The 20,308-nt window shown below is 60.4% G+C and carries 21 protein-coding genes; 15 read left to right on the top strand and 6 right to left on the bottom strand.

Annotated elements, in window-relative coordinates; all coding sequences use genetic code 11:
* Nucleotides 1–9: 9 nt before the first annotated feature.
* Nucleotides 10–222, bottom strand: a complete 213-nt coding sequence (locus NDJ10_RS12005; protein WP_296162557.1) for a helix-turn-helix transcriptional regulator — start codon at nt 220–222, stop codon at nt 10–12.
* A gap of 189 nt (nt 223–411) precedes the next feature.
* Between NDJ10_RS12005 and NDJ10_RS12000 the strand changes: the two genes are divergently transcribed.
* The 7 genes from NDJ10_RS12000 to glcF all read left to right on the top strand — a co-directional run bounded on the left by NDJ10_RS12000 (nt 412) and on the right by glcF (nt 5,932).
* Complete coding sequence (locus NDJ10_RS12000; protein ID WP_296162499.1) at nt 412–1,110, top strand: hypothetical protein; 699 nt, start codon at nt 412–414, stop codon at nt 1,108–1,110.
* A gap of 228 nt (nt 1,111–1,338) precedes the next feature.
* On the top strand, nt 1,339–2,271 hold the full coding sequence (locus NDJ10_RS11995) for an SMP-30/gluconolactonase/LRE family protein (RefSeq protein WP_296162555.1): 933 nt from the start codon (nt 1,339–1,341) through the stop codon (nt 2,269–2,271).
* Nucleotides 2,272–2,373: 102 nt separating this feature from the next.
* Entirely contained in the window at nt 2,374–2,685 is a 312-nt protein-coding gene (locus NDJ10_RS11990) for a DUF883 family protein (protein WP_296162497.1), read from the top strand.
* Between the two features lie 5 nt (nt 2,686–2,690).
* Nucleotides 2,691–3,086 (top strand): phage holin family protein, encoded by a 396-nt coding sequence (locus tag NDJ10_RS11985; RefSeq protein WP_296162496.1) that lies wholly within the window; start codon nt 2,691–2,693, stop codon nt 3,084–3,086.
* The gene (locus NDJ10_RS11980; protein ID WP_296162494.1) at nt 3,073–3,378 is read left to right on the top strand and encodes a YqjK family protein; all 306 of its coding nucleotides are present in this window, start codon (nt 3,073–3,075) and stop codon (nt 3,376–3,378) included. Before NDJ10_RS11985 ends, NDJ10_RS11980 begins: the two co-directional genes overlap by 14 nt.
* 174 nt (nt 3,379–3,552) lie before the next feature.
* On the top strand, nt 3,553–4,683 hold the full coding sequence (gene glcE / locus NDJ10_RS11975) for a glycolate oxidase subunit GlcE (protein ID WP_296162492.1): 1,131 nt from the start codon (nt 3,553–3,555) through the stop codon (nt 4,681–4,683).
* A 13-nt stretch (nt 4,684–4,696) separates the two neighbouring features.
* A complete protein-coding gene (gene glcF / locus NDJ10_RS11970) occupies nt 4,697–5,932 on the top strand; it encodes a glycolate oxidase subunit GlcF (RefSeq protein WP_296162490.1) in 1,236 nt (411 codons plus the stop codon).
* Between the two features lie 6 nt (nt 5,933–5,938).
* Here the strand turns inward: glcF and NDJ10_RS11965 are convergent, their stop codons facing one another.
* From NDJ10_RS11965 to NDJ10_RS11945, 5 genes are all read right to left on the bottom strand, one after another.
* Nucleotides 5,939–6,583, bottom strand: coding sequence for an aspartate/glutamate racemase family protein (locus tag NDJ10_RS11965; protein ID WP_296162487.1), 645 nt, complete (start codon nt 6,581–6,583; stop codon nt 5,939–5,941).
* The gene (locus NDJ10_RS11960; protein WP_296162485.1) at nt 6,580–9,162 is read right to left on the bottom strand and encodes a TRAP transporter permease; all 2,583 of its coding nucleotides are present in this window, start codon (nt 9,160–9,162) and stop codon (nt 6,580–6,582) included. The genes NDJ10_RS11965 and NDJ10_RS11960 overlap by 4 nt, the downstream gene beginning before the upstream one ends.
* A 102-nt stretch (nt 9,163–9,264) precedes the next feature.
* Nucleotides 9,265–10,239 carry a TAXI family TRAP transporter solute-binding subunit gene (locus NDJ10_RS11955; RefSeq protein WP_296162482.1) on the bottom strand — a complete coding sequence of 325 codons (975 nt, stop codon included), beginning with the start codon at nt 10,237–10,239 and terminating at the stop codon, nt 9,265–9,267.
* 146 nt (nt 10,240–10,385) lie between these two features.
* Nucleotides 10,386–11,759: an aspartate aminotransferase family protein gene (locus NDJ10_RS11950; RefSeq protein ID WP_296162480.1), complete on the bottom strand. Its 1,374-nt coding sequence runs from the start codon at nt 11,757–11,759 to the stop codon at nt 10,386–10,388.
* 41 nt (nt 11,760–11,800) lie between these two features.
* Nucleotides 11,801–12,676 (bottom strand): MurR/RpiR family transcriptional regulator, encoded by an 876-nt coding sequence (locus tag NDJ10_RS11945; RefSeq protein WP_296162478.1) that lies wholly within the window; start codon nt 12,674–12,676, stop codon nt 11,801–11,803.
* A gap of 113 nt (nt 12,677–12,789) precedes the next feature.
* Here NDJ10_RS11945 and NDJ10_RS11940 point away from each other — a divergent pair, with 113 nt between their 5' ends.
* The 8 genes from NDJ10_RS11940 (at nt 12,790) to NDJ10_RS11905 (ending at nt 20,305) form a co-directional block, all read left to right on the top strand.
* On the top strand, nt 12,790–13,680 hold the full coding sequence (locus NDJ10_RS11940; RefSeq protein WP_296162476.1) for a D-amino acid aminotransferase: 891 nt from the start codon (nt 12,790–12,792) through the stop codon (nt 13,678–13,680).
* Entirely contained in the window at nt 13,677–14,405 is a 729-nt protein-coding gene (locus NDJ10_RS11935; RefSeq protein ID WP_296162474.1) for a nucleotidyltransferase family protein, read from the top strand. The genes NDJ10_RS11940 and NDJ10_RS11935 overlap by 4 nt, the downstream gene beginning before the upstream one ends.
* 48 nt (nt 14,406–14,453) lie before the next feature.
* Complete coding sequence (locus NDJ10_RS11930) at nt 14,454–15,842, top strand: aminopeptidase P N-terminal domain-containing protein (protein ID WP_296162472.1); 1,389 nt, start codon at nt 14,454–14,456, stop codon at nt 15,840–15,842.
* Nucleotides 15,843–16,014: 172 nt separating this feature from the next.
* On the top strand, nt 16,015–16,707 hold the full coding sequence (locus NDJ10_RS11925) for a DUF2325 domain-containing protein (RefSeq protein ID WP_296162471.1): 693 nt from the start codon (nt 16,015–16,017) through the stop codon (nt 16,705–16,707).
* Nucleotides 16,708–16,751: 44 nt separating this feature from the next.
* Nucleotides 16,752–17,207, top strand: a complete 456-nt coding sequence (locus NDJ10_RS11920) for a ferritin-like domain-containing protein (RefSeq protein ID WP_296162470.1) — start codon at nt 16,752–16,754, stop codon at nt 17,205–17,207.
* Nucleotides 17,208–17,588: 381 nt separating this feature from the next.
* Nucleotides 17,589–18,785, top strand: a complete 1,197-nt coding sequence (locus NDJ10_RS11915) for an ABC transporter substrate-binding protein (RefSeq protein ID WP_296162467.1) — start codon at nt 17,589–17,591, stop codon at nt 18,783–18,785.
* 147 nt (nt 18,786–18,932) lie between these two features.
* Nucleotides 18,933–19,535, top strand: a complete 603-nt coding sequence (locus tag NDJ10_RS11910; RefSeq protein WP_296162465.1) for a TetR/AcrR family transcriptional regulator — start codon at nt 18,933–18,935, stop codon at nt 19,533–19,535.
* Nucleotides 19,532–20,305 (top strand): 3-hydroxybutyrate dehydrogenase, encoded by a 774-nt coding sequence (locus NDJ10_RS11905; protein WP_296162553.1) that lies wholly within the window; start codon nt 19,532–19,534, stop codon nt 20,303–20,305. Before NDJ10_RS11910 ends, NDJ10_RS11905 begins: the two co-directional genes overlap by 4 nt.
* The last annotated feature ends 3 nt before the right edge of the window (nt 20,306–20,308 follow it).

Genomic DNA, 20,308 nt, shown 5'->3' with positions numbered 1-20,308 from the left:
TCCAGCCGATCAGGCTATCTGGGTGTCTTCAGGCATGACTTGCAGCCATTGATCCAGGGCCAGACCCGGCTTCAAGCCACAAGCCCCATACCAGTCCACAAACGTCATCACATCCACGTAGCTTTCGCCGCGCTCAATTTTGGAGACGTAGGACTGCCCAACCCCGAGTTTCTCAGCCATTTGCACCTGCGTTAACCCGGCAGTTTTGCGCGCGAGCTCCATGGCACGGCGCAGAGCCTGGTAACGGGGGTGATAAATGGAGGTGGGCACAACATGAATGCTCTACCCTGATTTGGAATAGTCTATTTCAGACTATTTAGGAGTAAGATTTGTATCACCCCGGCATGTCGCCGGGGATTTACAGGGAGTTTTCAAATGAAGCGATTGACAGCATTGGCTGCGGCACTGGTCTTGAGCGCTTGCGGCGGCGGAGGCGGAGACGGGACAACGACGACACCCACCACAGCATCCGCAGAAGGATTCTGGAGCGGCACCACCAGCAACGGTACCCAGGCCAGTTTGGCGATCCTGGAAAATGGCGAAACCTGGGGGCTTTATGGCAACTCAAGCTCGGTGAAGGGCGCTGTTTACGGCATGACCAGCACCAGCGGCACAACGCTATCGGGCTCCGGCACAGGTTTTAATTTCGTCACCAGAACCAGCGGTAGCGGTACCTTTACCGGCAGTGTCTCAACGAAAGGAACGATCAATTTCAATGTATCTGACGGTACCCAATTTACCGGCACCTACGATACTTCTTATGATCAACCAGCGTCGCTGGCAAATCTGGCTGGCAGCTACACGGGTTGGGCAGTGACTGGCACCACATCACCCCAAACCACCACCGTGGTGGTTGATGTCAATGGCAACATTTCGAGCAGCTTCGTCTCGGGCAGCCTGACCTGCACAACCTCGGGCACAGCAACCCCTCGAGCTTCGGGCAAAAATATTTACAACCTTCAGTTGACATTCACCGGCAACTTCTGCGCACTGGGCAGTGGCACCGTTGTGACTGGCGTTGCCACTTACGACAGCGTGAACCGGCAACTCATCGCGATGGGTCTCAACAGCGCCAAATCGGATGGTCTGATTTTCCTTGGTACGCGCTGATCGGCCAGTACCTGCGCAGCCGGGCCACGTTGTGTGGCCCGGCTTTTTTGTGACACGCGCTGTTCAGGCCATGCGGGGCAAGGCAGGGGGCATAAAACTTTAAAAAGCGGGGACAACAGATTGAATTGGACCAGCACGCACAATAGCCGCTCCTGAAAACCACACGGTGCCAACATGATCGTTCACCCCGCCTACGCGCCAGAAGCCTGGCAAACCGCCGTACCGCACATGGCCGCCCTGGGCGAATCACCCTTCTGGCATCCGCAAGAGCAAATGCTGTACTGGGTTGATATTTCGGGCAAGCAGATCCTGCGCGCCAACATTGACATGGGCACGCTGGAGACCTGGGACCTGCCCGGTGAGCCCGGCTGCATTGCCCCGGCAGCCAGCGGCGGGCTGGTGATGGCGCTGCGCCACGGTGTGTTCAGGGCGCAGACCTGGGGCGGGCCGCTGCAGCTTTTGGCCACGCTGGACTACGACCCCACGCACATGCGCGCCAACGACGGCAAGTGCGATGCGCTGGGACGCTTCTGGGTGGGCACCATCGACGAAACCCGAACCCTGCACAATGCGGCCCTTTTTTGTATTGATGGCCGTGACATGGCCAACACCGGCGCAGCGCAAGTGCATTGCATGGTCGGCCCGACTGACCAGCCCGCCACCACCGCCAACGGCCTGGCCTGGAGCCCGGACAACGGCACCCTTTACTGGGCCGACACGCCCAGCCACACCGTGTGGGCTTGGGACCATGACCTGGCGACCAACAGCTTGAGCGCGCAACGTGAATTTGTCCGTTTCAAGGCCAAACCCGAGGGCTGGCTAACGGATACGCTGGATGCCAGCAACGGCGGCTACCGGGGTCGCCCGGACGGCGCCGCGGTTGATGTGCAAGGCAATTACTGGGTGGCCATGTTCGAAGGCCGCAGGGTATGCCAGTTCGCGCCCGACGGCAGCCTGCTGGCCGAGTTTGCCGTGCCGCTGCAATGCCCCACCATGCCGTGTTTTGGCGGTGAAGACCTCAAAACCCTGTACCTTACCAGCGCCCGCCACCACCGCAGCGCCACCGAGCTGGCGGCGTATCCGCGGTCCGGTTCGGTGCTGTCGATGCGGGTTGAGGTCGCCGGGTTGCCAGTCAACTTTTTCCAGGATGGATCTGCATGATATTTCTCATGCTTGTGAAAACTAAAAGTTCAAAAACGTGCATTCCGTCCTGACCGGGATTAAACTGAAAATTCCAGTTTTCAACCTCACAGGAGATTTATCATGACAGACGCCCTGCAACACAGCAAAGACAAACTCATGGACGATCTGCACCAGGGTATTGCCGATGCAGAAGAGTTGCTGAAACTCACCGCCAACCAGGCCGGCGAAAGCGCCGTCCAATTGCGTGAGCGCGTGCGTGACCGCATGAGCAAGGCCAAGGTCGAGTTGCTCCATCTGCAACAGGCCACGGTAGAAAAGGCCAAGGCCGCTGGCCACGCCACCGACGTGTTTGTTCATGAAAATCCGTGGAAATCCATCGGCATCGCTGCCGGTGTGGGTTTGGTGGTCGGGCTGCTGATCAGCCGCCGCTAAAGCCCATGCCAGGCGACAACGCCGGTCTGTTCGGCCAGTTGCAACAGTCTTTGGGCAGCGTCATCGAACTCTTTCGGGTTCGACTGGCCCTGTTGGGTACCGAGCTTGGACTGGAAAAACAACGCCTGGCCGCCGGGCTGTTTTGGGGTGCCACTGCCTTCATGTGTTTGACGGTGGCAGTGGTGCTGTTTTGCGGCTTTGTGATTTTGCTGCTGTGGGACAGCTACCGCCTGGCCGCTGTGGGCGTGCTGGCCTTGCTCTTTTTGGGCGGTGGACTATTTTTGCTGCAAATGGCCCAGCGCAGGCTCAGCGCCGAGTCCAACCTGTTCAGCACCAGCCTGGCCGAGCTGGAACGCGACCGCGCCGCCTTCACCGCCCCAGCGTCCAATGAACCCCAATGAGCTCCAGCTGCGCCAGCAGCGCCTGCTGATTCGCAGCACCGAGTTGCGCCTGCAATTGCGCGCCAATTTACACAGCCTGCAGCGCCCGGCGGCCATGGCCGACCAAGTCAAGGCGAGCCTGCTCTGGCTCTACCAGCACCCGCAGTGGCCCGCCGGTGTGCTGGCGTTGTTACTGATCCTCAAGCCAAAACGGGCTCTTTCCTGGACGGGCAAGCTCTGGTGGCTCTGGCAATCTGCCCGGACATTGCGTCATTGGCGGGATGCCCTGCTGGCGTATTTACCGCAGCGCTGAGGACCGCCGCGCTGCAGCCTGTGCTGAGCCTGCCAAAGGGCTCGCCGTGACGCAACCCCGAGACAAGACAAGGCATCAGCACAATTTTTCGAACACAGGGTGTTCAAAAAATTCAATACCGGGCACATAGCTTGTGTTCTACCATCGGGTCCGTCGTTTCACCTGTGAACACCCATGGACACTGCCCTGCATCACCTTATTGACCAAATCAACACTGCGGCGGCGCAGCGTACCCCGTTGCGCATTCGTGGTGGTGGCAGCAAAGACTTTTACGGCGAAACGCTGCACGGCGAGTTGCTCGACACCACGTCTTGCCATGGCATCGTCAGTTACGAGCCCAGCGAACTGGTGGTCACAGTGCGTGCCGGTACTCCGTTGGCCGAACTCGAGGCTGCACTGGCCGAGCAAGGCCAGTGTCTGGCGTTTGAGCCACCAAGATTTGGTGACTTGAGGGGCACGTGCGGCGGTATGGTGGCGGCAGGCTTGAGCGGCCCCGCACGGGCCAACGCCGGCGCCGTGCGTGACTATGTACTGGGTCTGCAGTTTGTCAATGGTCGTGGCGAGCACCTCACCTTTGGCGGCCAGGTCATGAAAAACGTGGCCGGCTACGACGTCTCGCGCCTGATGGTCGGGGCCATGGGCACACTCGGGCTGCTGACCGAGATCTCGCTCAAAGTGCTGCCGGTGGCGCCGGCAGAAGCCACCCTGGTGTTTGCGCTTGACCAGGCCAGCGCCTTGGCGCAACTGCACCGCTGGGGTGCGCAGCCGCTGCCGCTCAATGCCAGCTGTTGGGTACGCGACGACACCGCTGCCGACCGCCCTGAGTTGTTGTTTGTGCGCTTGCGTGGCGCCATGGCCGCGGTTGAGTCGGCCTGCACCAGGATGCTGGCTGACGTGCCCGGCAGCCGCATGGACAATGCCCAGGCCGGACCCGACTGGACCGCCTGCCGCGACCTGAAACTACCTTTCTTTACCGCCCCGGCGACCGAGGCGCTGGCCCTGTGGCGCCTGAGCGTGCCGCAAACGGCACCGGTGCTGGACCTGCCCTGGCCCCAGTTGGTGGAATGGCATGGCGGCCAGCGCTGGCTCTGGGCGCCTGAATCGGCGCGGGAACAGCTGCGCCAAGTCGTTACCGCGATTGGCGGTTCCGCCAGTATTTTCATCTCTTCGAGCGCCAGCACGACCGGTGGCAAAAGCAGTTTCAGCCCGTTGACACCGGCCGTCGCACAAATCCACCGCCGCCTCAAAGCCGAATTTGACCCGGCAGGCATCTTTAATCCGGGCCGCATGTACGCCGACATCTAAAAACAAAAAGCCTATGCAAACTCAACTCAGCGCCCAATACCAGGGCACGCCCGATGGCCTGGCGGCCGAGGCCATCCTGCGCAAGTGTGTGCATTGCGGTTTTTGCACCGCCACCTGTCCCACCTACCAGCTGCTCGGTGACGAGCTTGACGGGCCGCGCGGCCGCATTTACCTGATGAAACAGGTGCTCGAAGGCGCCGTGCCAACCCGCAAGACCCAAATGCACCTGGACCGCTGCCTGACCTGCCGCAACTGTGAAACCACCTGCCCCAGCGGTGTCCAATACGGCCATTTGCTCGACATTGGCCGCAAACTGGTCGATGCCCAGGTGCCGCGCCCGGCAGCCGAGCGCGCCTTGCGCTGGGCTTTGAAAGAAGGCCTGCCGTCACCGCTGTTTGGCCCGGCCATGGCCATGGGGCAGCTGGTGCGACCCCTGCTGCCCCACGCTTTGAAGAACAAGGTGCCGGCAAAAAAGAACGCCGGCGAAACGCCCACACGCGAACTCAGCCGCAAGGTGCTGGTGCTGGCAGGTTGCGTGCAACCCGCCATGAGCCCGAACATCAACAGCGCCACGGCACGGGTGTTTGACGCTGCCGGCATCCAGTGCGTGGTGGCGCCCAAGGCGGGTTGCTGCGGCGCCGTCAAGTTTCACCTTAACGACCAGGACGGCGGCATGGCACAGATGCGCGCCAATATCGACGCCTGGTGGCCATCGATTGAAGCTGGCGTGGAAGGCATCGTCATCAACGCGTCGGGCTGTGGCGTCACCGTGAAGGACTACGGCCACATCCTGCGAGATGACCCCGCTTACGCCGCCAAAGCCCGGCGCGTCAGCGAACTCACCCAGGACGTGAGCGAATGGCTGCCCGATCTGGTGGGCAAGCTCAAGAGCCGGGTGGCGGGCAGCGCCAGCCGCATCGCCTTTCATCCGCCCTGCTCGATGCAACACGGCATGCAGTTGCGCGGCGGGGTTGAGAAATACATGGGCGAGTTGGGCTTCAACGTCAAGACCACGGGCTGCGAGGCGCACCTTTGCTGCGGCTCGGCGGGCACCTACAGCGTACTCAACCCCACTTTGTCTTACCAGCTGCGCGACCGCAAGCTGGGCAATCTGGCCACCACCTTTGGCGACCAAGCCCCCGAGCAAATTGTGTCAGCCAACATCGGCTGCATCACGCACCTGCAAAGCGGTACCGACACACCCGTGCGGCACTGGATCGAAGTGCTCGACGAAGCGCTGCAAAAATAAGCTGGATCACGCCCCGAGGCGCTGGCGCAACACGCGCACGGCGCTGGCGGGCGTGGTCAGCACCGGCAGATGCACAGCCTGGCGCACAGCTGCCTCGGCCCGCGCCATGCTGAATTGGGCCAGCGCAATCACTTCACAGCCTTGCTGCTGCAGCCAGCGCGCGGCGTCGACCACACGGGCGTCGTGGCCGGCGGTGTCGCCCTGGTTGAGCGCCTCCAGGGCGCCTTCGGCGAGTCGGCTTACCAGCGCCGTGCCAACTGGAAACTCCGCTGGCATGGACAGCAGCGTGGGCGCAAACGAGGCAATCAGGCCAACGCGTTTGCCCATCGCCACAGCCTCAGCCACCATGGCCTCGTTGGGCTTGAGCACGGGCATGTGGGGACGCCGTGCAGCCACCGCGTCAATGCACGGCCCAAAGGCAGAGCAGGTGAACAAAATGGCCTGCGCGCCCGTGCCCTCGGCATAAGCTGCCAGCGCCTCGAAGCGCTGGTGCATGGCGGCATCCAGCCCCTGGCCACTGCGTGCCAGGTCGCTTGAGAGGCTGTCGTCGAGCAGGTTCATGCGTTCACAGGCTGGCCAGGCACGCGCCATCTCGGCGTTGATAGGCGCCACAGAATGCGCCAGCGCATGGATCAAGGCTAGTCGAGTCACGGCCTGGTTTTACGCTCACGCGCACGCTGCAAGGCAATCACCAAAAGCAAGAGCGGAATGGCTGGCAAAAACATCCATTCCTTGGCCGGCCGATCGGCGGGCGTTTCAGCCGAGACAATCTTGAAGCCTTGCTCCATGCCTAGCTTTTCAGCCTGACTGCCAAAACGCACCTGCATGATCAGCAGCTCATTGCCCTGCGCCATCACGCTCAGGCCTGAACTGGCGAAGCGCTCACGCGCCGTACCCTTGGGACCCAAGGGCAGCAACACGCCCTTGCGGATGTCCTTGCCGTTCATGTTAGTGCCCTCGATCCAGACCCGCTTGGTGCCATTGGCAGGCTGCGCTTCGACCAATTGGCTGATTTGTGCCGCTGGCACCTCGGTGTAGGGCGGGTAAACCATGTCCATCCAGTAACCCGGACGGAACAGGGTGAAGGTGACCAGCAGCAGGGCAACGGTTTCATACCAGCGCGACTTCACCAAAAAATGGCCCTGCGTTGCTGCCGCAAATACCAGCATCGCCACGGTGGCGCTGATCACAGTCAGAATCAGTTGGAACGGCCCGTCGATGCCGATCATCAGCAACTGGGTGTTGAAGATGAACAGAAATGGCAGGATGGCCGTACGCATGCTGTAAAAAAACGCCGTGATACCGGCCTTGATCGGGTCACAACGCGCTATCGCAGCGGCGGCAAATGACGCCAGTCCCACCGGTGGCGTCACGTCGGCCATCAAACCAAAATAAAAGACGAACAGGTGCACCGCGATCAGTGGCACGATCAGGCCGCTTTGTGCGCCCAGCTCCACCACCACCGGCGCCATCAGAGTGGACACCACGATGTAGTTGGCCGTGGTCGGCAGGCCCATGCCCAGGATCAGGCTGATCACCGCCACCAGCACCAGCATCAGCATCAGGTTGCCGCCCGACAGCAACTCGACAATCTCGGTCATGACCAGGCCGATGCCGGTCAATGACACCGTGCCCACAATGATGCCTGCGGCGGCGGTTGCCACACCAATGCCGATCATGTTGCGTGCCCCCGTGGCCAGACCGTCAATCAGATCCATAAACCCCTGCTTGGCGGCCTGCCCCAACGCACCCCGGCCCCGGAACCAGGAAATGATCGGTTTTTGCGTCAGCATGACAAAAACCATGAACATCGTGGCCCAGAAAGCCGACAGGCCCGGCGACATCTGCTCGACCATCAGGCACCAGATCAGCACCACCACGGCCAGCAGGTAATGCAGGCCGGATTTGACGGTGGGGCCGGTTTCGGGCAGCTCAAACACCTGGGCGTTCGGGTCATCGAGTTCCAGCTCGGGCTGGCGGGCGCCAAACCACAGCAAGCCGACATAGGCCGCCAACAGCCCGACACCGACCACCCACACTGCTGCATCACCCATGACCGTCTTGATCCAGCCAATGCCCCAGTAGACGGCACCCGACAGCACGATGAAACCGGCCACCGTCAGGCCAAACGACAACAGGCGTGAACCGGCCGAGCCGATATGGCGCCGCGGCAGCCCCACCATCTTGTTTTTCAGGGCCTCAATATGGACGATGTAGAGCAGGGCAATGTAGGAAATGATGGCCGGCAAAAAGGCGTGTTTCATGACCTCGATGTAAGGAATGCCCACATACTCCACCATCAGGAAGGCAGCGGCGCCCATCACTGGCGGCATCAGCTGGCCGTTGACCGAGCTCGACACCTCGACCGCGGCCGCCTGGTCGGGACGGTAGCCCACGCGTTTCATGAGCGGGATGGTAAAGGTGCCGGTGGTCACCACGTTGGCAATCGACGAGCCCGAAATAATGCCGGTGGCAGCTGACGACAGCACCGCCGCCTTGGCCGGCCCGCCGCGCATGTGACCCAGCAGCGCAAAGGCCGACTTGATGAAGTAATTGCCGGCACCGGCCTTGTCGAGCAGGGAGCCAAACAGCACAAACAAAAAGATGAAGCTGCTGGAAACCCCCAGCGCCACGCCAAACACGCCCTCGGTGGTGAGCCACTGGTGGCTCATGGCGCGCGGCAGCGAAAAGCCGCGATGGGCAATCATGTCGGGCATGAAGGGGCCGCCAAAGGTGTAGCCCAGGAAAACCAGCGCCACGATCACCATCGGCAAGCCCAGCACCCGGCGCGTGGCCTCCAGCAGCAGCACGATACCGACCAGGCCGGTGTAAACGTCCAAGGGTGTCGGCTGCCCCGGGCGGGTCGCCAGCTCACGGTAAAACATGAACAGGTAGGCCGCACAGAAAGTGCCCACGAGGGCAAAGATCCAGTCTGTCACCGGCACATGATCGCTCTGTGAACGCTTGAAAGCCGGGTAAGACATGAATGACAGGAACACCGCAAAGGACAGGTGGATGGCCCGCGTTTCGGTGTCGTTGAAAACCAGCACACCGGTACTGAACGGCAGCGGCGACGCGATCCATAATTGAAACAAGGACCAGGCCAACGCCACATAGAGTAAAAAACGCTTCATGACCGGGCCAGGGTTGCGCGCACCGGTGTCGTTGTCGGCGACGAACTTCTGGACATCAATTTCGGGCACTTTGTCCGTTGCAGCTGCTGATTTCATACGAATATCTCGAATAACTGGTATTGTTTTTGTCAACAAAAAAGCTCTGACGCGTCAGAGCTTTTTTGCGGTTTCAGCCTGGGGAAGCTGGGCGTGATCAGATTACATCCAGCCCTTTTCCTTGTAATACTTGACAGCACCGGGGTGCAGCGGTGCCGACAGGCCATCCTTGATCATGTTCTTGGGGTTCAGGCCGATGAACGCCGGGTGCAATTTCTTGAACTCGTCAAAGTTCTCAAACACCGCCTTGACCAGCTCGTACACGGTGGCATCAGGCACCTTGGCCGAGCTCACAAACGAAGCCAGCACGCCATAAGTGCGGGTCGGGTTCGGGTGGCCTGCATACAAGCCGCCGGGAATATCCACTGCAGCGTAGTAGCTGTTGGCCTTGACCAGTTTGTCCACAGCGGGGCCGGTGATCGACACCAGCTTGGCGCCGCAGGTGGTGATCGGGTCCTGAATGTTGGCGCTGGGGTGGCCCACACCGTAGAAGAAGGCATCGATCTTGTTGTCGCACAGGGCGGCACCGTGCTCATCGGCCTTGAGCTCGGCAGCCAGACCAAAGTCGGATGTCTTCCAGTTCATGGCTGCCAGCAGTTCGTCCATGGCAGCGCGGCTGCCAGAGCCGGGGTTGCCCACGTTCATGCGTTTGCCCTTGAGGTCTTCAAACTTGACCACATTGGCTTCCTTACGGGCCAACACCGTAAAGGGCTCCGGGTGAATCGAGAACACAGCACGCAGGTCGGTGTGCTTGCCGTCTTTCTCAAACTGCTTGGCGCCGTTGTAGGCGTTGTACTGCACATCGGACTGGGACACCCCAAAGTCGAGCTCGCCCGCCTTGATGGTGTTGATGTTCACCACTGAACCCCCGGTGGACTCCACCGAGCAACGATACCCATGTTTGGCGCGGTCCTTGTTGACCAGGCGGCAAATGGCGCCACCAGCAGCGTAGTACACACCGGTGACACCGCCGGTGCCAATGGTCATGAATTTTTGCTGCGCCTGAACGCTGCTCACGGGGGCCAGGATAGCGGCGGCAGCTGCAACGGCGCTGACATAGAAGGACAATTTCTTCATGGGATCTCCAGTATTAAAAATTTCGACTGACTTAAAAACCGTTCTGTTTACAGAGTGTGACATCTTAGATCAAAGATAGCCCCCCCTTCGATTGGATGCGTAAATAGTTACCCTGCCTTGTCATGCAATTTGCGCATATTGCCGCATCAGGTCGGCATAGCAGCATCGACGGCCCGGGCCAGTCGCTCAACAATCTGGGCCAGTTCGTCCTCACTGGCAATAAAAGGTGGGGCCAGCAAAATGTGGTCGCCGCAACGCCCGTCCACCGTACCACCCATCGGGTAAACCATCAGGCCCAGCGCCATCGCCTCGCGCTTGATGCGGGCATGTAATTTAAGCGCCGGGTCAAACCACTGGCGCGATGCGCGGTCCGCCACCAACTCCAACCCCCAGAACAGGCCACGGCCGCGAATGTCGCCCACATGGGGGTGATCGACAAACGTCTGCCGCAGCAAACCATGCAGGGTCTGCCCGCGCGCCTGCACCTGCGCCACCAGGCCGTCGCGCGCAATCACCCGCTGCACCGCCAGTGCGGCAGCGCAAGCCACCGCATGGCCCAGGTAGGTATGGCCGTGCTGGAACATGCCGCTGCCTTTTTTGAACGTATCCACCAGTTTTTTCTGCGCCAGCACCGCACCGATCGGCTGATAACCACCGCCCAGGCCTTTGGCAATGGCCAGCAGGTCAGGTACCACCTGGTCCTGCTCACAGGCGTGCAGCGTGCCGGTGCGACCCATGCCACACATCACCTCATCCAGAATTAGCAAAATGCCATGGCGGTCGCAGAGTTCGCGAATCGCCTTGAAGTAACCCGGCACCGGTGGCAACACACCGGCGGTGGCGCCGCCCACGGTTTCGGCCACAAAGGCCATGACATTTTCCGGCCCGAGGCGCGCAAAGGTCTGTTCAAGTTCAGCGACCAGCCGCTGGCCATAGGCCTCTGGCGTTTCATCCGGCGCGCGATCGCGGTATTCGTAGCAGGGCGCCACATGCGCCACGTCAATGAGTAAGGGCTCGAACTGGGCACGGCGCCAGGCGTTGCCCCCGACCGCCAGCGCGCCCAAAGTGTTGCCGTGGTAGCTTTGCCGGCGAGCGACAAAATGGCGGCGTTGCGGCTGGCCGATCTCGACAAAATACTGCCGCGCCATCTTGAGCGCCGCCTCCATCGCTTCCGAACCGCCACTGACAAAGTAGGCATGGCTCATGCCGGCCGGTGCCGATGCAATCAGCACGTCAGCGAGTTCCTCGGCCACTTCGGTGGTGAAGAAACTGGTGTGGGCGTAAGCCAGCCGGTCAATCTGGGCATGCATGGCGGCCAGCACCTCGGGGTGGCCGTGACCTAGGCAGGACACGGCAGCGCCACCGCAGGCATCGAGGTAAGTTTTGCCGCTCGCATCAACCAGGGTCATGCCCTGGCCAGACACGGCCAGCGGCAATCCGTGCTGCAACTGGCGGTGGAACACATGGGTGCCGTCCTGGCTGATGACGGATGAATGGGAAGCTGGGTGGGAGGGTTGCATGGTGTATTCCTTCGCAAAAAAATCAATGAAAGTTGAGGTTGTCACTCTTGCCGTGATGGTTTTTTATCCCAATACGCCTTGGCTTGCTGCAAACCCTGCTGACGCTGTGTCAGCCGTTGCAGCACGGCAGCACCGCCCTGCTCGGCAACACATTCCACCAGGGTTTCTGCCAGTGCCAGGGCTCCAGTCATCGAGTGAAAAAACGAGGGCGATGTGGTGTCAAACAACAAGGTCTGGTGCGCCAGCCGCGCCAGTGGCGACAAGCTGCTGTCGGTCAGTGTCAGCACCGGCACACCGCGATCGTGGGCTTGCTGCACTGCCTCGACGGTCTGACGCGTGTAAGGCGCCTGGCTGACCACCACCAGCAGATCGCTTGCGCGCAAGGCCAGCAACTGGTCGGCCCAGGCACCACCCGCATCGGTGGCCAGCCGGGTGTTGGCGCGCAGCCAGTCACAGGTGTAGTAGAGGTGATACGCCGTGCTGAAACTGCCGCGCAAGCCCAGAAACAGCACTTCGCGCGCCGCAAGGATGGCCTGCGCCGCAGCCTGCAACTGCACGGTGGTGTTGCGGCTGCGCACCGAATCCAGGTTAGCCGCTTGTGCCTGGGCCAGGCGATCAAAATTTTCGGTGACCTGCCGGGTTGGCGCAGCACTTGCCGCCTGATTGGCAGGGTCAACGGACGCGGCAAAGGCCAGCTTCGACGGCCGCCGCATCGCATCGAAGCTGTCCAAACCCAGTGCCCGGGCCAGCCGCGTCATGGTGGCAGGCGCCACACCCGCCGCCAGCGCCGATTGCCGCATGGATTGCAGCCCCAGCTCGGCCGGATGCGCCTGCACCCATCGCGCCGCACGTTGCAGTTCAGGGCTCAGGCGTTCAAAACGCTTGTCCAGCAATTGGTTCAGGTGGGAGTAGGGCAAAATCAGGCAATTGAAACAAATGGATTATTTGGATAATATAGAAACATTTGTTTCAAGTCCAGCATAAACTCATAAACTGTCACCTCCCCTACCAGCCCACGCATAATTCAGACATGACTACCTTACCTCCCCTGCCTTGTTATCTCAACGGTGCATTCACCCTGCTGCCCGATGCCAAAATCAGCGTGATGGACCGCGGCTTCATTTTTGGCGACGGCGTTTATGAAGTGGTGCCAGCCTATGGCGGCCAGTTGTTCCGCTTTGCCGAACACATGGCACGGCTGGACCGCAGCCTGGCCGAATTGCGCATGGCCAACCCGTTGACGCGCGCCCAATGGGCCGATATCGCACAGCAATTGATGACCACATTTGCGGCCTCCAAAGGCGTGGACACCAAGACGCTGGACCAGTTGATCTACATCCAGGTCACGCGCGGCGTGGCCCTGCGCGACCACGTCATGCCCACCGACATCACGCCCACCGTGTTTGTCATGACCAACACCATGAAGCTGCCCACCGAGGCACAACGCAGCCAAGGCGTGGCCTGCGTCACGGCCGACGACTTCCGCTGGGAAAAAGCCCACATCAAGAGCACCAGCCTGCTGGGTGCGGTGTTTGCGCGCCAGATCAGCTTTGACGCCGGCGCCCTCGAAACCGTCATGTTCCGCGACGGCTTTTTGAGCGAGGCCGCCGCCAGCAACGTCTGGGTGGTGAAAGACGGCAAGGTGCTGGGCACGCCCAAAGACCAGCTGGTGCTCGAAGGCATTCGTTACGGCCTGATTGAAGAAATTTGCCGCGCCCGTGGCATCCCGTTCGAGTTGCGCCGCGTCAGCCGCGAAGAAGTGCAACACGCCGACGAATTGCTGTTGTCATCGGCCACCAAGGAAGTACTGCCGGTCACCCTGTTGGACGGCCAGGCTGTCGGCAACGGCAAACCCGGTCCGGTATACGCCCAATTGTTCGCGGGTTACAGCGAGGCCAAGGCGCAGTCCAGGCAGCCATGAGCAGCCCGGCCACCGCCATGCTGCTGGCCGCTGGCCGCGGCGAACGCATGCGCCCGCTCACCGACGGCTGCCCCAAACCGCTGCTGAAGGTGCAAGGCAAGTCGCTGTTGCAATGGCATCTGGAAGCGCTGCAATGCAGCGGTACCCGGCAGGTGGTGATCAATACCGACTGGCTGGCCGACCACATCGTGCAAGCGCCCCATCCTGCCGGCCTGCACCTGCGCTACTCGCACGAAGGCCATGACTTTGGCGGCGCGCTGGAAACCGCCGGTGGCATTGCGCGCGCCCTGCCACTGCTCGACGCGGTGTTCTGGGTGCTGGCGGCCGATGTGTTCACCCCCGGCTTTGAGTTCAGCCCGTCGGCGCTTGAGCGCTTTGCCGCGAGCGACAAGTTGGCGCACCTCTGGCTGGTGCGCAACCCGGCGCACAACCCGGCGGGCGACTTTGGCCTGCAGGCTGTAGCAACCGGTCCGGCACCCGCGCTCAACCTGGCCAAAGACGACCCGCGCCCACGCTTCACCTTTTCCACCATCGGCCTGTACCGGCGCGCCCTGTTTGCGCCGCCATGGTGCGACATCGCGCCGGGCAACCCGCAGGGCATCAAGGCCGCGCTGGCTCCGCTGTTGCGCCGCGCCATGGATCAGGGCCGGGTGTCAGCCGAGCTGTACCATGGCCCCTGGACCGATGTCGGCACGCCCCAGCGCCTGGTCGAACTCAATGCCTGAGCCGGGTGGCCTGCTGGCCCCTGCTTCAATTTCCTCAAGGAACACCTCATGAATCCCTCTTCTGTTTACGCCCGGCGCCGCGCCCTGCTGGCCCAAAAAATCGGTCCCAATGGCATCGCCATCATCCCCACCGCGCCAGAGCAGCAACGCAACCGCGACAGTGATTTCCCGTACCGCGCTGACAGCTATTTTTATTACCTGACGGGTTTTTCCGAACCCCAGGCCTGGCTGGTTGTGACCGGTGACGGCCACAGCACGCTGTTTTGCCAGCCCAAGGACATGGAACGCGAAATCTGGGACGGCTACCGGCTCGGGCCGGTAGCGGCGCCTGGGCAGCTGGCACTGGAGGCCGCGTATTCGGTGGCCGAACTCGATGCACAGTTACCGGCCATGATTGATGGCCGCGATGCCGTCTGGTACCCGTTTGCCACCCACAAGGGCCTGGAGACACGCATTGACAACTGGCTGGGCGGCCTGCGGGCTCGTGTGCGCTACGGCACGCAGTGCCCCAAAAGCCAGCACGACCTGTGCGGCGTTCTGGACGAAATGCGCCTGGTCAAGGACACGTTTGAGCAAGCTACCATGCTGCGCGCCGGGCAAATCAGCGCCGGCGCCCACATCCGCGCCATGCAGACCTCGGCCCACATGCTGCGCGCCGGGCAGGAGGTGCGTGAGTACCACCTGGAAGCCGAACTGCTGCACGAGTTCCGCCGCCACGGCTCGCAATTCCCTGCCTACGGCTCCATCGTGGCCGCCGGCGCCAACGCCTGCGTGCTGCACTACCGCGCCGATCGCGGCCTGGTGCGCAAGGGAGAGCTGGTGCTGATCGATGCCGGCTGCGAGCTCGACGGCTACGCCAGCGACATCACCCGCACGTTCCCCGCCGATGGCGTCTTTACCGGCCCGCAACGCACGCTCTACGAGCTGGTGCTGGCATCACAAGAAGCCGCGATTGCCGCCACCCGGGCCGGCGCGCGCTTTACCGACCCGCACGACGCCACCGTCAAAGTGCTGGCGCAAGGCATGCTTGACATCGGCCTGCTCGACAAGAACAAGGTCGGCAGCCTGGACGACGCGATCGAAAACCGCGCTTATTTCCAGTTTTACATGCACCGCACCGGCCACTGGATCGGCATGGATGTGCACGACTGCGGCGACTACACAGAACCCGGCGAAATGGGCCAGGTGAGCACGCGCAAGGACGCGCTCACCGGCGAGACCATCAAGAACCGCCCGGCGCGCATTTTGCGCAGCGGCATGGCGCTGACCATCGAGCCCGGCATCTACGTGCGACCGGCCGACGGCGTGCCCGAACAGTTCCACAACATCGGCATCCGCATTGAAGACGACGCCATCGTGACCGACAGCGGCTGCACGCTGCTGACCCGCGACGTGCCGGTGGGCGTGGCCGAGATCGAGGCGCTGATGCGGGGGTAAAACGGCATGCGAGAACACGGCCAACGCCTCTTCCGAGGCGACCAAGATAGGCCGGACACGACCAAAACAGTTTGAGAGCATCCACCCTTTCTGCGATGGCGATGGCCACGCTTTAAATGAGAACAATTATCATTTAAAGCGTGGCCATGTATTCAATCACCTGGAGGTTCGGATGACGCACCCTGCCATGCACATGATGCAACACCAGACCGGTGCGGCGATAGGCGTTGATGTCGTTCGCGTCAATGACTTGGTCAAGGAAAACGGCGTTCTGGCACGGGCGCTGGGCAAAGCACAGGAACGCTGCTCCCGATTAATCGCTGAACAGTCCGCCGAAATCGAGCAAGTTCACGCCAGGCTGGAGCAGTTCAGGACCAGACAAGCCGAACTGGAGACGCTGAACACGCAACTGCGCCAGCAGCTCGGCGAAGCGCACCACGCGCTCAGCATGCGCGCGCAAGAAGATGCGGTCAAACTGACTCGCCAAGAACCCAGCAGTGAAACCCCCATCACCGTCCACCTTCATCAAAAGACAGTGCTTTGCGTCGGTGGCCATAACGGGAATGTGACGAACTACCGGAATGTCATTGAACAAGCGGGAGGATTTTTTTCCCATCATGATGGAGGTCTGGCAGACAACCAAAGCGCGCTTGACGCCAGTCTGGTTTCGGCTGACCTGGTCATTTGCCAAACCGGGTGCATGAGTCACAACGCTTACTGGCGCGTGAAGGACTTCTGCAAACGCACCGGCAAACAATGCGTCTTCGTTGAAAACCCCAGTACCTCTTCGCTGACGCGCTCCCTGCAACAAATTGCCGGGGATGACAGGGCTATCAAAAGGAACGAGAATCAAATCGCCTCTTAAGGTTTAGCGTCATTGCGTTGTTCAATTCACAGAAAGGACACCTCATGGAAGATTCGACAAACACAGCGGCCATCCATGCCCTGAACCGCATCATGGAACTCGAACTTGCAGGCGTAGTGAAATACACCCACTACTCGCTGATGGTTTACGGATATAACCGTATCCCAATCGTGTCCTGGATGAAGGGCAACGCCGATGAAAGCCTGACCCATGCCCACAAGGCAGGTGAACTGGTGACGCTGCTGGGTGGGCACCCCTCCCTGAAAATCGGCTCTCTGCTGGAAACCGAAAAACACGACATTGGCGACATCCTGCGCGAGAGCCTGGAACATGAGAAAAATGCCTTGTCCGCCTACTATGACTTGCTGAAGATCGTCGAAGGACAATCCGTGCTCCTGGAAGAGTACGCCCGCGAGATGATCGTCAACGAAGAAATGCATTTGGACGAGGTCAACAAGATGATGCGTCGTCCCGGCGATACCGCCGCCTTCAAGGGGTGAGCAGCGAGGGGGACGTGGCGACTCCGGCCGCGTCCCCAAATTAAACGGGACCAGATCCAAGCGGCTATCTTGCAGGCCGCAAGCCGAAGACCCCAGCACATCGAACGATTCGACACCGGTCATTTCCTGCGTGGCATCGCCATGACCAGGAACGAGGGGGACGACCCAAAGTCCTGATCGTCTCGACACCGCACCACGTTAATCGAGGGTTTTTACCAATCTACACAGAGTTCCGATATGCCGATAATCATCAAACATACCGACCGGTCGGTATGTTTGATGATGGCTAGAAAGATCAAGCCTCAGCAAAGTGTTCAAGGATGGCCTTGCAACATCACCGGATACAGCCTTCCTGCCATTTCAACCATAAAAGGAGACAACATGAAGTTCAAACCCAAGACCCTCGCCGTCCTGCTCGGTGTTGTCGGGCTCACCAGTCATACCGCTCACGCCCAGGACAAGATTCGAATCGGCTTCCTGACCGACATGTCCAGTGCCTACGCCGACCTTGACGGCACGAACGGTGCCGTCGCCATCCAGATGGCTATCGACGACTTCGGCGGCAAGGTGAATGGCCAGCCTGTCGAATTGCTCAGTGCCGACCACCAGAACAAGGCCGACGTTGCAGCCTCCAAGGCGCGCGAGTGGATTGATACCCAGAACATCGGCATGATTGTCGGCGGGACCAATTCCGCCGCCGCCCTGGCGGTATCAAAGATCGCGCAAGAAAAAAAACGGGTTTTCATAGCCAACGGCCCGGGCTCCTCGGCACTGACCAATGAGCAATGCTCGCCATACACCATCCACTACGCCTGGGACACGGTCGCTCTGGCCCGGGGAACTGCTGGCGCCATGCTCAAACAAGGCTTCAAGAACTGGTATTTCCTGGCGGCTAACTATGCTTTTGGCGAGGCCCTCCAGCGCGACGCCACCGGTGTCATCAACGCCGGCGGGGGAAAGGTGATAGGCGCGGCAAAGCACCCTTTGAACGCTTCGGATTTTTCGTCTTTCCTGTTGCAGGCGCAAAGCTCCAAGGCACAGATCCTGGGGATAGCCAATGGCGGCAGCGACATGGTCAATGCGCTCAAGGCATCAAAAGAATTCGGTATCGATAAGAGCATGAAAGTGGCGAGCCTGATGCTCTTCCTGACCGACGTTCACAGCATGGGACTGAAGGATGCACAAGGTCTTCTGTTCACCACAAGTTGGGACTGGAACTTGAACGAAGAAACCCGCAAGTTCGGCCGTCGCTTCTTCGAGAAGGCCAAGCGCATGCCCACCGAGGTCCAGGCGGCCAACTACTCGGCAACCATGAACTACTTGAAGGCCGTGCAAGCGACCAAGTCGACCGATGCCGACAAGGTGATGGACTACTTCAAAAAAACCAAGCTCAAGGACTTCTATGCCGAGGGCTACATACGCGCGGATGGTCGCTACGTCCACAATATGTACCTGATGCAGGTAAAGTCTCCCGCCGAATCGACCATGCCCTGGGATTACGTGAAGGTGGTATCGACCATGCCGGGTGAAGAGGTTTTCACCACAAAGGCCGAAACCCGCTGCGCCTTGTGGAAGTGACCCCCTGACCGGCAAGCCCGTCCGTACCGGTTCCCCAAGGCAGGCATCCATGAAACTTTTGAACCTGTGGCTGCCGGGTTTGGTCACCCGATAGCGCCCTGCCTCAACAACCCGGTCGAACCATAGTCCGCAACAAGGAGTTACGCCATGTCGAATGTGAAAAAACATCTGCTCGAGGCAGCGACACGCTTGTTCTCCAAACACGGCTATGCCAACACCAGCGTGCAGCAAATCTGCATCGAGGCTGGCGTTTCGAAAGGAGCGCTGTACCACCACTACAAATCAAAAGACGCCATTCTTTACGGCATCTACCAACCACTGCTTGAGATGCAGATTGATAGTCTGCAGGAGATCATCAAGCAGCCATCCCTCCTCGCCGACAGACTTTTTTTGGCGGCCGAGGATGTGGGGCGGACCTGCCTGGAGCGCATCGATGAATTAACCGTGTTCATTCAGTCCATGCATCTTCTGGAACCCGAGACAAAGTCACTGGTCAGTCGACAGCGTCGCCATTACCACCAGATTTTCTCGAACCTGATCCAGGAAGCGCAACGCCACCAGGTAATTCGGTCCGACGTCCATCCAGACTTATTGATCAACCAACTGTTTGGACCCGTTCACTACAGCACCACCTGGTACAGCAAGGGCGGCAAGTCAACGCCGGATGAACTGGCGCGGCAGATCGCCAGCATGTGGCTGGACGGGATAAAGCCATCAACCGAGCCCCTCGAAGCATCGAATCAAACATGAGCCTAAAGAACAAAACTGCCCTGATAACAGGATCGACCAGCGGCATCGGTCTGGGTATCGCCAAGGCTTTGGCCAACCAGGGTGCGAACATCATCTTGAACGGTTTTGGGGATGTGGACGCCGCCATAGGTGAAGTGTCCTCGGCAGGGAGCCGGGTTGAATACCACCCCGCCGATCTCTCCAAGCCCTTGGATATTGAGAGCCTGATGGGATTCGCAGCCAGCAAGTTCGATCAAGTCGACATTCTGGTGAATAACGCCGGCATACAGCATGTGGCCAGCCTGGAGGATTTTCGTGTCCAACATTGGGACGCCATCCTGGCTGTCAACTTGAGCGCAGCTTTTCACACCACGCGGCTTGCTTTGCCGGCCATGCGGGCTTCGAACTGGGGTCGTATCATCAACATGGGGTCGGTGCATGCGCTTGTCGCTTCGGTCAACAAAGCTGCTTACGTCGCCGCAAAGCACGGTATCGTCGGTTTGACCAAGGTCACCGCGCTGGAAACGGCCACCACCGGTATCACCTGCAATGCCATTTGTCCAGGCTGGGTGCGCACACCGCTGGCGCTAAAACAGGTGGAGGACAAAGCCAAGACACTGAATATCAGTTTGGAGGAAGCCACCAAGCTGTCGCTGGGCGAGAAAGAGCCGTCCATGCAGTTCACGACGACAGATGACATCGGTCAGCTGGTCCTGTTTTTCTGTTCTCCCGCAGGCCATAACGTGCGCGGTGTGGCATGGAGCATGGATGGTGGCTGGACGGCACAGTAAGTG

The sequence above is a fragment of the Rhodoferax sp. genome, assembly GCF_023700745.1.
Lineage (GTDB): Bacteria > Pseudomonadota > Gammaproteobacteria > Burkholderiales > Burkholderiaceae_C > Rhodoferax.
Note: the sequence above shows the minus strand (reverse complement) of the source record. Positions and strands in the feature narration are given on the sequence as shown.

Bases quoted from the DNA above. Each gene is read 5' to 3' on its own strand.
- NDJ10_RS11930 (WP_296162472.1), top strand. From the start codon at position 14,454: ATGAATCCCTCTTCTGTTTACGCCCGGCGCCGCGCCCTGCTGGCCCAA.
- NDJ10_RS11960 (WP_296162485.1), bottom strand. From the start codon at position 9,162: ATGAAATCAGCAGCTGCAACGGACAAAGTGCCCGAAATTGATGTCCAG.
- NDJ10_RS11980 (WP_296162494.1), top strand. From the start codon at position 3,073: ATGAACCCCAATGAGCTCCAGCTGCGCCAGCAGCGCCTGCTGATTCGC.
- NDJ10_RS11940 (WP_296162476.1), top strand. From the start codon at position 12,790: ATGACTACCTTACCTCCCCTGCCTTGTTATCTCAACGGTGCATTCACC.
- glcE (WP_296162492.1), top strand. From the start codon at position 3,553: ATGGACACTGCCCTGCATCACCTTATTGACCAAATCAACACTGCGGCG.
- NDJ10_RS11935 (WP_296162474.1), top strand. From the start codon at position 13,677: ATGAGCAGCCCGGCCACCGCCATGCTGCTGGCCGCTGGCCGCGGCGAA.
- NDJ10_RS11920 (WP_296162470.1), top strand. From the start codon at position 16,752: ATGGAAGATTCGACAAACACAGCGGCCATCCATGCCCTGAACCGCATC.
- NDJ10_RS11925 (WP_296162471.1), top strand. From the start codon at position 16,015: ATGACGCACCCTGCCATGCACATGATGCAACACCAGACCGGTGCGGCG.
- NDJ10_RS11950 (WP_296162480.1), bottom strand. From the start codon at position 11,759: ATGCAACCCTCCCACCCAGCTTCCCATTCATCCGTCATCAGCCAGGAC.
- NDJ10_RS11955 (WP_296162482.1), bottom strand. From the start codon at position 10,239: ATGAAGAAATTGTCCTTCTATGTCAGCGCCGTTGCAGCTGCCGCCGCT.
- NDJ10_RS11905 (WP_296162553.1), top strand. From the start codon at position 19,532: ATGAGCCTAAAGAACAAAACTGCCCTGATAACAGGATCGACCAGCGGC.
- NDJ10_RS12005 (WP_296162557.1), bottom strand. From the start codon at position 222: ATGGAGCTCGCGCGCAAAACTGCCGGGTTAACGCAGGTGCAAATGGCT.
- NDJ10_RS11990 (WP_296162497.1), top strand. From the start codon at position 2,374: ATGACAGACGCCCTGCAACACAGCAAAGACAAACTCATGGACGATCTG.
- NDJ10_RS11985 (WP_296162496.1), top strand. From the start codon at position 2,691: ATGCCAGGCGACAACGCCGGTCTGTTCGGCCAGTTGCAACAGTCTTTG.
- NDJ10_RS11915 (WP_296162467.1), top strand. From the start codon at position 17,589: ATGAAGTTCAAACCCAAGACCCTCGCCGTCCTGCTCGGTGTTGTCGGG.
- glcF (WP_296162490.1), top strand. From the start codon at position 4,697: ATGCAAACTCAACTCAGCGCCCAATACCAGGGCACGCCCGATGGCCTG.
- NDJ10_RS11995 (WP_296162555.1), top strand. From the start codon at position 1,339: ATGGCCGCCCTGGGCGAATCACCCTTCTGGCATCCGCAAGAGCAAATG.
- NDJ10_RS11910 (WP_296162465.1), top strand. From the start codon at position 18,933: ATGTCGAATGTGAAAAAACATCTGCTCGAGGCAGCGACACGCTTGTTC.